Origin of the sequence: Streptomyces parvulus, assembly GCF_014648855.1 — a bacterium.
Lineage (GTDB): Bacteria > Actinomycetota > Actinomycetes > Streptomycetales > Streptomycetaceae > Streptomyces > Streptomyces parvulus.
The window spans coordinates 154931-170064 of the sequence record NZ_BMRX01000003.1; the positions used below are offsets into that span (position 1 = coordinate 154931).

Below are 15134 nucleotides of genomic sequence, written 5' to 3' on the forward strand. Positions count from 1 at the left end.
GGCCGTCCGGGCGGGCGGTCAGCGGGCCGGCGTGACCGACCGCAGCAGCCTGCCCTCGGCGTACGCCAGCGCGGCCGCGGGGAGTACGCCCTCGCGTCCGCTGAGCAGCACGGTGAGGGTGCCCCGGGCCGGGGCTCCGGGGTCGGGGAGAGCGCCGATGCGCCGCAGTGCCTGGGCGGCGACCGCACCCGCCGAGCCGTGCAGGACGAGCCGCGGGGCGCCGGGGCGCTGGACGGCGGCGCGGATGCGCTCGGCGACCAGTTCGTAGTGGGTGCAGCCCAGGACGACCGTGGTCACGTCGTCGGGGGTGAGGGCCGCCGCGGCGGCGACGCTCGCGGCGATGGCCGCCTCGTCCGCGCGTTCGACGGCCTCGGCGAGCCCCGGGCACGGCACCTCGGTGACCGTGGCGCCGCCGCCGAAGTCCTCGATGAGACCGCGCTGGTAGGGGCTGCCGGTGGTGGCGGGGGTCGCCCAGATCGCCACGGGGCCGCCGCCGGCCGCCGCGGGCTTGATCGCCGGGACGGTGCCGACGACGGGCAGCGCGGGCTCCAGCCGGGCGCGCAGTGTGGGCAGCGCGTGGACGGTCGCGGTGTTGCAGCCGATGATCAGGGCGTCGGGCCGGTGCGCGGCGGCTGCCTCGGCCACGGCGACGGCACGCCCGGTCAGGTCCTCGGGGGTGCGCGGCCCCCAGGGCATGCCGTCGGGGTCGAGGGAGAGGATGAGATCGGCGTCCGGTCGCAGGCGCCGTACCGCGGCGGTTGCCGCGAGCAGACCGATTCCGGAGTCCATGAGCGCGATCTTCACCCGGCCACCATAGACGATGGGCCGCCGGGGGCCGGTGGCGTGGGGCAGACTGCGCACGTGAGCGCCGATGTGTGGACTTCCCCGGTGACCGTCGTGCCCGCCCTCTCCCTCGCGGCCTGGTTGTGGCTGCTGCTGGCGCGGGGCTTCTTCTGGCGCACGGACGTCACCCTGCCGGCCCGTCGGGAGCCCGCCGCCTGGCCCTCGGTGTGCGTCGTCGTCCCCGCGCGCGACGAGGCGGCGGTGCTGCCCGCGAGCCTGCCGTCGCTGCTGGCCCAGGACTACCCGGGATGGGCGGAGGTCTTCCTCGTCGACGACGGCAGCACGGACGGCACGGGTGAGCTGGCGGGCGAGCTGGCCCGGCGGCACGGAGGGCTGCCGCTGACCGTGACCTCGCCGGGGGAGCCGCCCGCCGGGTGGACGGGCAAGCTGTGGGCCGTCCGGCACGGTGTCGCCCTGGCACGCGCGCGTGAGCCCGAGTTCCTGCTGCTGACCGACGCCGACATCGCGCACGCGCCGGACAGTCTGCGCGCGCTGGTGGCGGCCGCCGGGGACGGGGGGTTCGACGTCGTCTCGCAGATGGCCCGCCTGCGGGTGGCGAGCGCGTGGGAGCGGCTCGTGGTGCCGGCCTTCGTGTACTTCTTCGCCCAGCTCTACCCGTTCCGGTGGATCGCGCGCCGGGGAAGGACCGCCGCGGCGGCCGGCGGCTGCGTGCTGCTGCGCACGGAGACGGCGGAGCGGGCGCGGATTCCGGAGGCCATCCGGCACGCCGTCATCGACGACGTGGCCCTCGCCCGCGCGGTGAAGGGGGCCGGCGGGCGCGTCTGGCTGGGGCTGGCCGAGCGGGTCGACAGCGTGCGCCCCTATCCGCGGCTGGGCGACCTGTGGCGCATGGTCTCGCGCAGCGCGTACGCCCAGCTGCGGCACAACCCGCTGGTGCTGGCCGGCACCGTGGCCGGGCTGGTCCTCGTCTACCTGGTGCCGCCGCTCGCGGTCGTCGTCGGCGCGGCGCGGGGCGAGACGGCGGCGGCCCTTCTGGGGGGCGCCGCGTGGCTAATCATGGCGGGGACGTACGCGCCCATGCTGCGCCACTACCGGCAGCCGCTGTGGCTCGCTCCGCTCCTGCCGTTCACCGCGTTCCTCTACCTCCTGATGACGGTCGACTCGGCGGTGCAGCACTACCGGGGGCGGGGCGCGGCGTGGAAGGGCCGCACCTACGCCCGACCGGACGTCGTGCCCGACGAGGGCTGAGGTCCGGCGGAGGGGCGGCCCGGCCGGGGGCCGTTCACTTGCGTCCGGGCGTCCAGTTCATGCCCCAGCCGTAGGCGTGGTCGACGGTGCGCTGCGGGCTCACCCCGCGTTCGGGCACCAGGTAGCGTGCCTCGCGCTGGACGACCAGATCGCTGCCCGTGTTGGTGATCAGCGCGAGGGCGCACACCGTGGAGGGCACGGTGCACTCGTCGAGGGAGAAGTCGACCGGCGCGCCGTACTGGGGCTGGAGGGTGACCGTGGCGTGCAGGTCGGCGAAGGAGCGGGCTCCCTCGTAGATGGTCACGAAGACGAGGATGCGGCGGAAGTACCGCTGGTGGTCGAGGCTGACCGTGAGGTTCTCGCCGGTGGAGACGGCGCCGGTGCGGTCGTCGCCGTCGAGGTGGATGAAGGGCGGCCGGTCTAGGGCGCCGAAGGCGTTGCCGAGAGCCTGGACCACGCCCTTGCTGCCGTCGCTCAGCTCGAACAGAGCGCACAGGTCGAGGTCGAGGTCGTCGTGCATGGCGACCGGGCGGCCCAGCTTGCGGGCCCAGCCCGAGAACTGCTTGCGCACCTGCCAGTTGAGGTTGACGCGCAGGGCGCCTGCGGTGCCGCCCTGCTTGGTCAGGGAGACGGAGGGGGCCGCCTTGGTGAGCGTGACCTTGGTCAGCCGGACCGGCGCGGGGGACGGCGGCGCCGCCGGGGGCGGGGCGGCCGCGGCGGGAGGCGTGACCGGAGGGGCGGGCGGTGCCGCGGGGGGCGGTGGGGGCGTGGTGACCGCGGGCGCCGGCGGAGCGGACGGCGGCGCCTGCTGGGGCTCGTCGACCGAGATGCCGTAGTCCGTGGCGAGGCCTTCGAGCCCGCTGTCGTACCCCTGGCCGACGGCACGGAACTTCCAGGCGCCCTGGCGGCGGTAGAACTCGCCCAGTACGAAGGCCGTCTCCACGGTCGCGCCGGGGTTGTCGAAGCGGGCCACCACGGTGTCCCGCGCGGCGTCGCGGACCTCGACGTAGAGGTCGGGGACGCGGCCGAAGGAGCCGCCGTCGGACGAGGCGGCGAGGATCACGGTCTCGATCGCGGGCTCCACGCGCGCGAGGTCGACGTAGAGGCTGTCGGTCACCCGCCCGCCGGCGTCCCGCTTGCCCTCGTGCCGGGCGGCGCCGGAGGAGTGCGCCGGCTGGTTGTAGAAGACGAAGTCCGCGTCGGAGCGCACCTTGCCGCCCACCAGGAGCAGGGCGGAGGCGTCCGCGTCGGGGACGCCGGGGCCGGACCGCCAGCCCAGTTCGACCCGCAGCGCCGTCGTCGGCACCGGGGTGTTCGATCCCTTCGACATTGACATGTCCGCCCCCATCACCAGTCATCGGCCGGGCAGCGTCCCGGCGCTCCGTCGCGTTCCGCGCGCCCAACCTAGTCTCCCGGCACCCGCGCGGGGACCGGCGAGACGTTCGGCCAACCGCCGGTAACCCGCCGGGAACAAGGCCTTTACCGCAAGAACACAGGGTCTGACGCCCCATTTTGCCAAGTTCGCTCGCATTGGGGATACCGGGTCAGTGCGGACACGGAAAACAACCCTCTTATCGGTCTCCCCAACCAGCACATCGTGGGCTTAACTTATGGCCATGACCTCCCCCCGCTCCACTTATGGCGGCGGCTACTACTCCGCCTCCTTCCCGGACACCCCGATCTACGACTCCCTCGTGGCCGAACGGGGCACCCCTCAGATCGCCCCCATCCGGGTCCCCGCGGCGTACGACGTGCCGAGCAGTCACCTGCCCGCGCTCCCGTCCGCGCTGCCCGCCCTCCCGGCGGCCCCCTCCCAGCCCTCCTACGGCTACCCGCAGCAGGCGCCGCAGCCCGCGCCGCTCCAGCAGGCCCACGCCGCGTACATCCCGCACCAGGCGACGGCCCCGCGCGGGTACCCCGGCCCCCAGCAGCCCCGCCCGGCCGCGCCCGGTCCCGCGGGCTACGAGGCGATGCGCCCCGCGGCTCCCCGGCCGGCCCCCGCGCCGTACCAGGACCCGTACGGGCAGCAGCAGTACCGCGGTTACTGAGCCGTCCCCCTGATCGCCGGTGCCGCCTGGCACGATGGCGTCATGGGGAACGCGCGGCTGCAATCGATCCACGTCCATCCGGTCAAGGCGTTCCGGAGCCTGTCGCTCCGGGAGGTCGTCATGGAGCCCTGGGGGCCGGCCGGAGACCGACGCTGGATGCTGATCGACGACGGGGGAAAGGTCGTCACGCAACGCAAGCAGCCGCGCCTCGCCCTGGCCGCCGCCGAGCTCCTGCCCGGCGGCGGCGTCCGGCTGTCCGCACCCGGTATGGAGCCGCTCACCGTGCCGGTGCCGCGCGGGGCGTGCACCGTCCCGGCGCAGCTCTTCCGCGACAAGGTCGACGTGCTGCCCGCCGACGACGCGGCCGCGCACGCCTGGTGCAGCGCCTTCCTCGGGGCGGAGGTCCGGCTGGTGCACCTGGACGACCCCGCGCGCCGGCGGCCCGTGGACCCCTGGTACGCGCTGCCGGGCGAGACCGTCACCTTCGCCGACGGCTACCCGCTGCTCCTCACGACGACGGCCTCCCTGGACGCCCTCAACTCCCTGATCGCCAAGGACGGTCACGCGGCCGAGGGGCCCCTGCCCATGGACCGCTTCCGTCCGAACCTGGTCGTCTCCGGCACCGCCCCGTGGGCCGAGGACGGCTGGTCCCGCGTCGCCGTCGGCGAGGTGGTCCTGCGGGTCGCCAAGCCCTGCGGCCGCTGCGTCGTGACCACCACCGACCAGACGACCGCCGGGCGCGGTACGGAGCCGCTGCACACCCTCGGGCTCCACCGGCGCCTCGACGGCAAGCTCGTCTTCGGGCAGAACCTGGTCCCGGCGGGCCCCGGCACGGTCCGCGTCGGCGATCCGGTGCGGATCATCGGCTGACCCCGCCGCGGCCCGGCGGAACGGGATCCGGACACCGGCCGGGTGACGGGAACCCGTTCCCCGCTCCGCGCGTTGGGCCTTGTGAGACGTTCATGGGAATCGGGCCGGGACTCACCGGCCGGGGGGTGGCGGGAAGCGGGCAGGGGGGCGCGGACGTGCGGACGATCCGGGGGCTGTGGCGCTGGCGGCGCAATCCGCTGTGCCGTGCGACCGACCTCGCCGAGGCCTGGGTGGCGTTGGCGGGACTGCTGCTGATCCTCTCCGTCGCACCGCTGCTCGGCGTGCTCGCGGGCGGCGCCGCGCAGGACACCCTCCAGCGTTCGGTGCGCGCACAGCACGAGTCCCGGCACCGGGTGACCGCCACCGTCGTACGTCCCCTGGAGCGCTCCGCCCTGGCCGTCGACCCGGAGGGCGCCGGCGAGAGTCTGCGCAGCCGCGTCCTGGCCGGCTGGACCGCGCCGGACGGAGCACGGCACGAGGGACCCGTCACGGCCGGCCTCGACGACCCCGACCCCGGGGACCGGTTCGGGCTGTGGACGGACGAGCGGGGACGCGCGGTGGCCCGCCCCCTGGACGGGGCGACGGCGACCACGCACGCCGTGCTGGCCGGGACGGGCGCGGCCCTGGCGGCCGCGGCCCTGGTCGAGGCGGCCCGCCGCACGGCCGTCCGGCGCATGGTCCGCGCCCGGTACGCGCGCCTGGAGCGGGAGTGGGAGCGCGCGGGCCCGGACTGGGGCAGGACCGGGGCGGGCAGCTGACGGGCTTCCCGCTCCGGTCAACTCACCACCTGCGCGCACGCTACGGTGGACCGGCCGAAGCGAATCGGCGACAACCCGCGTACGACGAGGTGGGGGCACAGCAACGCCATGGCACAGGGCACGGTCCAGGTGACGCACACCGGCACCTCGCGGTGGCGGCGCCGCACAGGTGAGTACGCATCGCTCGCCGCCGCCCTGGAGGCCGCGGCCGACGGTGACGTCCTCACCGTCGCCCCGGGCACCTACCGGGAGAACCTCGTCGTCCAGCGGGCCGTCACGCTGCGCGGTCCCGACGGCGGCCAGGGTTCGGTGCGGATCGCGCCCGCCGACGGCGTCCCGCTGACCGTGCGCGCCTCGGCGGTGATCCAGGACCTGCACGTCGAGGGCCAGGACGCGGCGGCGCCCGCGGTGCTCGTGGAGGACGGGACACCCGAGCTGCTGGGGCTGAGAGTGGTGGCGCGCTCCGCCTCCGGGATAGAGGTGCGCGGCGGCGCGCGGCCCACCGTGCGGCGCTGCGTCGTCGACAATCCCGCCGGTGTCGGCATCGCCGTACTGGACGGCGGTGGCGGCGTGTTCGAGGAGTGCGAGGTGGTGTCGGCCGGGCAGGCGGGTGTCGCCGTGCGCTCGGGCGCGCACCCCCGTCTCGAGCGCTGCCGCGTGCACCACGCGGCGGGCTCCGGGCTGACCGCGACGGGCGAGGGTTCGGCGCTGGAGGCCGTGGGCTGCGAGGTGTACGAGGTGCGGGGCAGCGGGGTGCAGGTCACCGGCCGGGCCACCGCCCACCTGACCGACTGCGACGTGCACCGCACCACGGGCGACGGCGTCACCCTGGACACGGACGCCGTGCTCACCCTCGCCGACTGCCGCATCCACGACATCCCGGAGAACGCGGTCGACCTGCGTTCCCGCTCCGTCCTCACCCTGACCCGCACCACCGTGCGGCAGTTCGGCCGCAACGGACTGTCGGTGTGGGACCCGGGCACGCGCGTGGACGCCAACCAGTGCGAGATCTTCGACAGCACGGGCGACTACCCGGCCGTGTGGATCAGCGACGGCGCCACCGCGGTGCTCGACTCCTGCCGGGTGCACGACGTACCCGACGCGCTGTTCGTCCTGGACCGCGGCTCACGCGCGGACGTCGTCGACAGCGACCTGTCCCAGGTGCGCAACACCGCGGTGTCGGTCAGCGACGGCGCCACCGCGCAGCTCGACGACTGCCGCATCCGGGACGCGGCCACGGGCGCCTGGTTCCGCGACCACGGCAGCGGCGGCACCCTCAACAACTGCACGCTGGACGGCAATCGCACGGGCGTGATCGTGACCAAGGGCGCCGACCCCACGATCGAGCGCTGCACGGTCGACTCCCCCTCCGAGGCCGGTGTGTACGTCTCGGCGGGCGGCCGCGGCAGCTTCCTGAACTGCCGGGTGACCGGCAGCGCGGGCTACGGCTTCCACGTCATCGACGGCTGCCGCACGACACTCAGGAAGTGCCGCACGGAGCGGTGCGCGCGCGGGGGCTACGAGTTCGCGGACGGCGGCCCGGACGGCGGGCACGACTCCGGTCCGCTCGTCGAGGACTGCACGAGCGACGAGAGCGGCGGCGCCGCGGCGACCGCCCCGCCGGAGCCGGTGGTGCAGACGGCGGGCCAGACCCCCGGGCTGCTGGGCTCGATCCCCGGCCAGCGCACCACCGAACAGGAGCCGCTGATCACGGCCGCCGCCCCGCAGGAGCCCGCGCGGACGTCGAAGGCGGTGCTCGGCGAACTGGACGCGCTGGTCGGCCTGGACAGCGTCAAGCGCGAGGTGCGCGCCCTGACCGACATGATCGAGGTGGGCCGGCGCCGCCAACAGGCGGGTCTGAAGGCCGCGTCGGTCAAGCGGCACCTGGTCTTCACCGGCTCCCCGGGCACCGGCAAGACGACGGTCGCCCGGCTGTACGGCGAGATCCTCGCCTCTCTCGGTGTGCTGGACAAGGGCCACCTCGTCGAGGTCTCCCGGGTGGACCTGGTCGGTGAGCACATCGGCTCCACGGCGATCCGCACCCAGGAGGCCTTCCAGCGGGCGCACGGCGGTGTGCTGTTCATCGACGAGGCGTACGCGCTCTCCCCCGAGGACGCCGGCCGGGACTTCGGCAAGGAGGCCATCGACACGCTGGTCAAGCTCATGGAGGACCAGCGGGACTCGGTCGTGGTGATCGTCGCCGGCTACACGGCCGAGATGGAGCGCTTCCTGTCGGTCAACCCGGGTGTGGCGTCCCGTTTCTCACGGACCATCACCTTCGGCGACTACGGCCCCGAGGAGCTGCTGCGGATCGTGGAGCAGCAGGCCGACGAGCACGAGTACCGGCTGGCCCCCGGCACGGCCGAGGCGCTGACGAAGTACTTCACGACGATTCCCAAGGGCCCCGCCTTCGGCAACGGCCGCACCGCCCGCCAGACCTTCGAGGCGATGGTGGAACGGCACGCGAGCCGGGTCGCCCAGGTCAGCGACCCGAGCACCGACGACCTGACCCTGCTGTACGCGGACGACCTGCCCGAGCTGCCGTGACGGGGCCGGCGGCCGGGCCTTCGGCGGAGCGCTAGCAGGACCCGGACGCGTCGTCGGCCGCGGGCACGGAGGCCGGGGCCCCGGTGTGGCGCGGGGCCGGCACCTCCGGGCGCAGCCGGGCCAGGAGGCGTGCGCGCTCCTCGGCGAAGGCCGGGTCGGCCTGGTAGTCGGAGTGGCCGAGGACCGGCGCGGGCAGTGGGTGGAGTTCGGTGCGGCCGTACGTGAGCGGGTCCTTGAGGGGCGCGCGGTCCACCGCCGGACCCGGGTCGCCGGGCAGCCGCACCGGGCCGCCGATCGGGTCGGTGCGGCGGTGGAGGTTGCGCCAGCAGTCGACCTCCCGGTGCAGTGAGGCGAGCGCCTCGGGCCCGAAGTGGGCGGGAAACCAGCGGCCGTACAGCCGCTCCAGCGGGGAGCCGTAGGTGAGCAGGGCGACCCGTCTGCGGGCGGCGGGTTCCAGCTGCCAGGACGCGGCGGCGGCGAGGACGCTGCCCTGCGAGTGCCCCGAGATGACCAGCCGCCCGCCGGTGGCGCGGGTCCAGGTCGCCATCCGCCAGGTGAGGTCGGGCACGGCGCGCTCGGCGTAGCAGGGCGGGGCGAAGGGGTGGGCGGCGCGCGGCCAGAAGGTGCCGACGTCCCACAGGATGCCGATGGTGCGCCGCGCGGAGGCGTCCTTGTAGGCGCGCCTGCCCCAGGTGACGAACAGTATGAAGCCGAGGCCGATCAGCCAGGAGCCCAGCGCCTGCGCTGTCTGTGCGGCGCCGTGCACGACGGCGTACGTCCCCCGGGCGGCCTCGCCGGGCACCTGGTCGGTCGTCAGGGCGCCCACCAGCGCTCCGGCGCCCAGCAGCAGGGTGGCTGCGGAGCTGACGGCGACGAGCAGCGGGGCCCGGTCGGTGAGGGTGGCCGTCGCGCGGGCCAGGGCGATGCGCCGGGTCCGCCCGGGATCCCCGGCCTCCCCGGCGAGGTCCGCCTCCACCGCCTTCCGTTCGGCGCGTGCCAGGGCCCAGGTGTGACGGGCGAGCGCGGCGCACAGCAGCAGTACGACGACGAGCAGCGGCGGGATGACGGACGCCTGCCAGGTCAGCAGGACGGGCGGGCCCTCGAGGAAGGTGCCGGTGCCGTCCATCCAGTCCGAGACGCGCTGGGCGACGCCGCCGGACATGAAGCCGCCCAGGGCGCAGGCCAGCATGACGACCGCGGGGCCGCCGAGGCCGCGCAGGGCGGCGCGGGCGTCGGGGAGGCCGCGGTGGAGCAGGTGGGCGACCACGGCGAGGGCGATGACCAGCATGCCCTGTGTCAGGGCGATGCCGCCGAAGGCCGGGTCGCCGGGCAGCCGGCCGGCCGACGCCCACCCCGGACGGTTCCAGCCCGCGTACAGCAGGGTGAGGGCGAACAGGACGAGCGCGGCGAGCGGGAGGCGGCGCACGAGACAGCGGTCGAGGCTCCGGTCGAGACGGTTCTCGCTGCGGCCCCGCCGGCAGACCACCAGGACCACGGCGACGGTCCCGCCGGCCGCCGCACCCAGGAGGAGCCACCCGAGCGCGTCCAGCAACACGGATCCGCCCGTCCGGCGGTCGAAGCGGGCCGCGGGCGTGCCGACCGCGACGGCGATCGTCAGCAGGCCGGCCGCGGTGTGCGCGGCGCGCAGCCGGGCCACCAGGCGGCGGCCGTACCAGAAGCCGGGCCGGCCGAGGGCGGTGTGGCCGGGGCCCTCCTCGGCGTCGGGTTCGCGCTCCATCGGCTGCTGCGACTCGTACGCCCGCCAGGTGCGCAGCGACAGGTACCAGAGCAGGCCGGTGAGGGCGGCGGGCACGGCGGCCGCGAGGGCGAGCCTGCGGCCCGGCGGGCTCCACCAGCCGCCGTCGGAGACCACCGGCGACAGGAAGCCCACCCAGGAGTGGCGCTCGGCGCACGCGCGCGTGCCCGCGCACTGCCAGGCGACCAGGTCGAGCGCGACCTCGCAGGCGGCGGCGACCAGCAGGACCGTCAGGCTGAGTCCCGCGAGCCGCACCAGCAGGCCGTAGAGGCGGACCGTGCGGATCCGGTCCTTGGCGGCGGGCCGCATCCAGTGGGCGAGGTTTACCACCATGAAGGGCAGGAGGAGCAGCCACAGGGCGCGGGTGCCGTTGCCGGAGGTGAGGTTGCACCACACGTACGCCTCCGGCACGGGCCGGCCGCGGTAGTCCTCGGGCCTGGACTCGGCGTCGGCGTCCTCGGCGCGCCGGAAGACGGCCGCCACGTCGTCGCCGGTGATCCGTACCGTCCGCGGGTCGTCCAGCATCTCGGCGGGCGTGGTGCCGCCCACACCGTGCACCAGGAGTTCCAGAGCGGTGCCGGGTCTCCCGTCCCGCGGTGCGGGCGGGCCGGGAACGTCCTGTCCTGCCGTGCCTTCCCGCCGCTCGGCCTGTTCCACTGTCCGCACCCCCCGTGACGCGCCGCCGGCTGTGTCCGTGCGGGCACCAGGATCTCGGTTCGGCGGGCTCCGCACACCCCTCGGCACGGAATCTCCCCGAACCGGGTGACGGGCGGGCCCGCGGCGCGCCCGGGTGTGGCATGTTCGCGACGGGCGGGCGGTGGCGCGGCCGGCGGCGTGGCGTGCGAGGATGGGATGTCCGCACGGGTGCGGGGAGAAGTCCTCATCGGAGCGAGTGCGGCGGCGGGTCGGGCGGTTGGCGGCGAAAGGACCGAAGCGTACGTGAGTGAGAATCCGAACCTCCTCGCGGAGCAGCGGCGCGCCCTGATCCTCGACGAGGTGCGCCGCCGGGGCGGGGTCCGGGTCAACGAGCTGACCCGCAAGCTCGGCGTGTCGGACATGACGGTCCGTCGCGACCTCGACGCGCTGGCCCGCCAGGGTGTGCTGGAGAAGGTGCACGGCGGCGCGGTCCCGGTGGCCGAGGCGAGCACGCACGAGCCGGGCTTCGAGGCCAAGTCGGGGCTGGAGCCGACGGCCAAGGAGGAGATCGCGCGGGCCGCGGCCGAGCTGGTCGCGCCGGGTGCCGCGATCGCCCTGTCGGGCGGTACGACGACGTACGCGCTGGCGCACCGGCTGGTGGACGTGCCGGATCTGACGGTGGTCACCAACTCGGTGCGGGTGGCCGACGTGTTCCACGTGGCGCAGCGCACCTCCGGGGCGCGGACGGGTGCCGCCACGGTGGTGCTCACCGGCGGGGTGCGCACCCCCTCGGACTCGCTGGTGGGCCCGGTGGCCGACCAGGCGATCGCCACGCTCCACTTCGACGTGCTCTTCCTCGGCGTGCACGGCATATCGGCGGAGGCCGGCCTGTCCACGCCGAACCTGGCGGAGGCGGAGACCAACCGGCGGCTGGTGCAGTCGGCGCGGCGGGTCGTGGTGGTCGCCGACCACACCAAGTGGGGTGTCGTGGGCCTGAGTTCCTTCGCCGCGCTGGAGCAGGTGGACACGCTGGTGACCGACGGCGGCCTGTCCGCCGAGGCGCGCGCGGAGGTCGCCGAGCACCTGGGGCTGGTCGTGGCCGGCGAACCGGAGCCGGCCACCGACTGATCCGGGGCGCGCGGGACACCGCCTCTCCCGGCGTCCCGCGCGCGGACCCCGTTCCCTCGGCCCCTCTCAGCGCGCGGGCTCGCGTCCGAGGCCCCGCTGACACCCGCCGCGCCCCCGGCTATCGTGGCGCCACCCGGCCGCTCGTCCGTATGCGCCGCCGCGCACAAGGGGGTTGTGTCCATGGCTCACCGTCTGCGTCCGGTGGGTCTCGACTTCGTCGAGACGGCGCCGGTGCGCCTGGTCTTCGCACGGGAGATCTCCGCCGCCCCCGGGGCGGTGTTCGGCGCGCTCGCCGAGGACGTGCCGGGCTGGACGGAGTGGTTCTCGGCGGTGACCTCGGCCCGGCCCATCGGGCGGGACGCTGGCCGCGAGATCCGGCTCCGGGGCGGCACCCGCTTCGTCGAGACGGTGCTGGCGGCCCGGCGGCCCGAGGTGTACGCCTACCGCGTGGACGTCACCAACGCGCCCGGAGCGCGGGCGATGCTGGAGGAGTGGCGGCTGACGCCGGCCGGGACGGGCACACGCGTGCAGTGGACGTTCGCGGCGGACGGTGCGGCCCCGTTCCGCTTCGCGCTGGGCCGGGCGCGGCCCGCGCTGGGCCGGGCCTTCCGGGGCGCGGTCACCTCGCTGGACCGCCGGCTGGGCGGCCCCTAGGGCCTGTCTGACGATTCCCGTCGTCGCCCGGAGGGCGGCCTCGCGGCGTCAGGTGCGTGCTCTCGGCGTGCCGGACGTAGAGCCTCGTACTGGATGTACTTGGCTCTGCGCCCGGTGCGGCGAGAGTGCGTGCATGGCGTCGCGAGGCTGGGGGCACCTCCCGGCCGGAGGCTGGGGGAGGGAATTGTCAGACAGGCCCTAGGGCAGGCGTCAGCAGGGCCAGGCGCCGGTGTGCAGCAGGGTCTCGATGGCGGCGGTGTACGGGCGGATGTCCAGGTTCTGCTCGGCGAGCCAGGTGTCCGAGTAGTACTTGTCGAGGTACCGGTCCCCCGGGTCGCACAGCAGCGTCACCACGCTCCCCCGGCGTCCCGCGGCCACCATCTCGGCGACGATCTTCAGCGCGCTCCACAGGCCGGTGCCCGTGGAGCCGCCCGCCTTGCGGCCGATGGCCTGTTCCAGGGCCCGGACGGCCGCGACGCTGGCCGCGTCCGGGACCTTCATCATGCGGTCGACGGCGCCGGGCACGAAGCTCGGTTCCATCCGGGGCCTGCCGATGCCCTCGATCCGGGAGCCGCGGTCGCAGGCGACGTCCGGGTCGCCGGTGGTCCAGCCCTCGAAGAAGCAGGAGTTCTCCGGGTCGGCGACGCAGACGCGGGTGTCGTACTGCATGTAGTGCACGTAGCGGGCCAGCGTGGCGGAGGTGCCGCCGGTGCCGGCCGTGGCGACGATCCACGCCGGTTCCGGGAACCGTTCCAGCCGCAGCTGCCGGAAGATCGATTCGGCGATGTTGTTGTTCCCGCGCCAGTCGGTGGCGCGTTCGGCGTAGGTGAACTGGTCCATGTAGTGGCCGCCGGTCTCGGCCGCGAGGCGAGCGGACTCCTCGTACATCCGGCGGGAGTCGTCCACGAAGTGGCACCGTCCGCCGTGGAACTCGATCAGGCGGATCTTCTCCGTGCTGGTGGTGCGCGGCATCACGGCGACGAAGGGGACCCCGATCAGCTTCGCGAAGTACGCCTCGGAGACGGCCGTGGAGCCGCTGGACGCCTCGATGACCGGGCGGTCCGGGCGGATCCAGCCGTTGCACAGGCCGTACAGGAACAGGGAGCGGGCGAGCCGGTGCTTGAGGCTGCCGGTCGGGTGGGTCGATTCGTCCTTGAGGTAGAGGTCGATGCCCCACCGCTCGGGGAGCGGGAAGAGGAGCAGGTGGGTGTCGGCCGAGCGGTTGGCGTCCGCCTGGACCTTGCGCACGGCTTCTTTCAGCCATGCCCGGTAGTCGGCGTCACTGTGGTCGACGTCCAGGGTGGCGCCGGTGCGGGTCTGCCGGGGGGTGCTCACGACGGGGCTCCTTACGCTGCGCGCCGACGGCGTGTCGGGCGGCCGACGCCTCGATCATAGACACCTTCCACACGCTTCTCACCTGCATAAACACACCTTTGGGCGCCTCAAAGACACCCCTGGGGCGGATCGCCGCGCACGGTGGGGGCGCATTCGCGCGAGTGCTCCGGCCGCCCCCGGAAAGCGAGGGTGCGTACTGGTGCTGGGCGCGCGGTGCGGGCAGACTGCCAGCGGGTGGGACGACCGACGCGCGCGAGGGGGCGACGGCATGGCGGACCCGGAGTTCAGGGCCACGGGAGTGCGGATCGGGAAACGGCTGCGCTCACTCACCCGGGCCGGGACGGTCCGGATCAGCGACGGCAGGGTCGAGCTGCTCACCAGCTACGGCAGTGAGATCGACAGCGCGCCGGTGCAGGCGGTACGGGCCTCGCGCCCCTGGTTCGGCCCGGACGACCGCGCCCTCGCCGACCTCAACGGCAAGCGGTACCTGCTGACCCTCGGCGAGCGGGACCCCGCGCCGGGTGAGCCCGGTCCGCCGGCCGCCCGCCGTTTCATCGAGGCCGTGCACCGGGCGGCCGGACATCGCCGTTGAGATGTCCGTAAGTTGCGGTGCCTCACCCCTTGCGTCACGCTGGTCTCACGTCACTCTGGGTTTACCGGCGATAACGCTGCGAACCAGCCCGCCGGCCATGACAGCAGGCGGCGGCGCGCCGCGTGCGCCCTGCTGGATCCGAACTCCGTGTTCTTCCGGACCTCTTTGTCGGGGAGTCGCAGCCGTGATCAGTCACCCAAGCAGACACTGCACGGTGGAGCTCCAAGCCCTGCCGTCGCGGATCGGCCAGGTCCGCAGAATCGTATCTGCGCAATTGCGCTACTGGCATATGGACCCCCTGATCGACCGGGCCTCGCTCGGCGTGACGGAGTTGCTGACCAACGTCCACCTGCACGCCGTGCCGGACAAGACGTGCACCGTGGAGATGGAGCTGCTCCTGGAGCGGCTGACCGTCTCGGTGCGCGACCACGATCCGCGCCTGCCGGTCGTGGACGACGCCGCGCCCCTCGCCACGTGCGGCCGAGGGCTCTCCATGGTGGCGGCGATGAGTGAGACCTGGGGCGCCCGGCCGGACGGCGAGTCCGGCAAGGTCGTCTGGTTCACGCTGCCGGCGTGCGGCGACCTGGCCGCGGTCACCGCTCCGCCGGTCACCGCGCGGGCACCGCGCCGTCTGGTCGGGGAGGTGCCGGCCACCGTGTTCGCGGAGGCCGAGCCCGTCGTCGATCTGGGCAGCCCCCAACCCGCTCCCGCCCGGTCGGCCGTTGCCGGCTGACCGGGCGGTGACCTCTCATCGGCGG

13 protein-coding genes are annotated in these 15134 nt (G+C 74.7%); 9 read left to right on the forward strand and 4 right to left on the reverse strand.

The genetic code is table 11. The annotated features are described in order from the left end of the window. Positions 1-18 precede the first annotated feature (18 nt). The gene (locus IE108_RS06155) at positions 19-804 is read right to left on the reverse strand and encodes a glutamate racemase (RefSeq protein ID WP_064726494.1); all 786 of its coding nucleotides are present in this window, start codon (positions 802-804) and stop codon (positions 19-21) included. Positions 805-861: 57 nt separating this feature from the next. On the opposite strand from IE108_RS06155, the gene IE108_RS06160 reads away from it, so the two are divergent. Beyond that, entirely contained in the window at positions 862-2052 is a 1191-nt protein-coding gene (locus IE108_RS06160; RefSeq protein ID WP_107420064.1) for a glycosyltransferase, read from the forward strand. 34 nt (positions 2053-2086) lie between these two features. Here IE108_RS06160 and IE108_RS06165 read toward each other — a convergent pair whose 3' ends face one another. Next, positions 2087-3382, reverse strand: coding sequence for a TerD family protein (locus IE108_RS06165; protein ID WP_064726497.1), 1296 nt, complete (start codon positions 3380-3382; stop codon positions 2087-2089). Positions 3383-3668: 286 nt separating this feature from the next. On the opposite strand from IE108_RS06165, the gene IE108_RS06170 reads away from it, so the two are divergent. The 4 genes from IE108_RS06170 to IE108_RS06185 all read left to right on the forward strand — a co-directional run bounded on the left by IE108_RS06170 (position 3669) and on the right by IE108_RS06185 (position 8275). Then, positions 3669-4100, forward strand: a complete 432-nt coding sequence (locus IE108_RS06170) for a DUF6643 family protein (protein ID WP_064731640.1) — start codon at positions 3669-3671, stop codon at positions 4098-4100. Between the two features lie 42 nt (positions 4101-4142). Next, positions 4143-4970 carry an MOSC domain-containing protein gene (locus IE108_RS06175; protein ID WP_064726499.1) on the forward strand — a complete coding sequence of 276 codons (828 nt, stop codon included), beginning with the start codon at positions 4143-4145 and terminating at the stop codon, positions 4968-4970. Between the two features lie 155 nt (positions 4971-5125). After that, a complete protein-coding gene (locus IE108_RS06180; RefSeq protein WP_064726501.1) occupies positions 5126-5728 on the forward strand; it encodes an Rv1733c family protein in 603 nt (200 codons plus the stop codon). A 108-nt stretch (positions 5729-5836) separates the two neighbouring features. Then, on the forward strand, positions 5837-8275 hold the full coding sequence (locus IE108_RS06185) for a right-handed parallel beta-helix repeat-containing protein (protein ID WP_064726502.1): 2439 nt from the start codon (positions 5837-5839) through the stop codon (positions 8273-8275). A 31-nt stretch (positions 8276-8306) separates the two neighbouring features. Here IE108_RS06185 and IE108_RS06190 read toward each other — a convergent pair whose 3' ends face one another. After that, positions 8307-10688, reverse strand: a complete 2382-nt coding sequence (locus tag IE108_RS06190) for a hypothetical protein (RefSeq protein ID WP_064726504.1) — start codon at positions 10686-10688, stop codon at positions 8307-8309. 282 nt (positions 10689-10970) lie between these two features. Between IE108_RS06190 and IE108_RS06195 the strand changes: the two genes are divergently transcribed. Beyond that, complete coding sequence (locus IE108_RS06195; RefSeq protein ID WP_064726506.1) at positions 10971-11795, forward strand: DeoR/GlpR family DNA-binding transcription regulator; 825 nt, start codon at positions 10971-10973, stop codon at positions 11793-11795. 180 nt (positions 11796-11975) lie between these two features. Continuing rightward, on the forward strand, positions 11976-12449 hold the full coding sequence (locus IE108_RS06200) for an SRPBCC family protein (RefSeq protein WP_064726507.1): 474 nt from the start codon (positions 11976-11978) through the stop codon (positions 12447-12449). 210 nt (positions 12450-12659) lie between these two features. Here IE108_RS06200 and cds1 read toward each other — a convergent pair whose 3' ends face one another. Further along, positions 12660-13784, reverse strand: a complete 1125-nt coding sequence (gene cds1 / locus IE108_RS06205; RefSeq protein ID WP_064726509.1) for an L-cysteine desulfhydrase Cds1 — start codon at positions 13782-13784, stop codon at positions 12660-12662. 268 nt (positions 13785-14052) lie between these two features. Here cds1 and IE108_RS06210 point away from each other — a divergent pair, with 268 nt between their 5' ends. Both IE108_RS06210 and IE108_RS06215 read left to right on the forward strand, forming a co-directional pair. Then, on the forward strand, positions 14053-14376 hold the full coding sequence (locus tag IE108_RS06210) for a hypothetical protein (RefSeq protein WP_064726510.1): 324 nt from the start codon (positions 14053-14055) through the stop codon (positions 14374-14376). A 184-nt stretch (positions 14377-14560) separates the two neighbouring features. Beyond that, positions 14561-15109 carry an ATP-binding protein gene (locus IE108_RS06215; RefSeq protein WP_189397591.1) on the forward strand — a complete coding sequence of 183 codons (549 nt, stop codon included), beginning with the start codon at positions 14561-14563 and terminating at the stop codon, positions 15107-15109. The last annotated feature ends 25 nt before the right edge of the window (positions 15110-15134 follow it).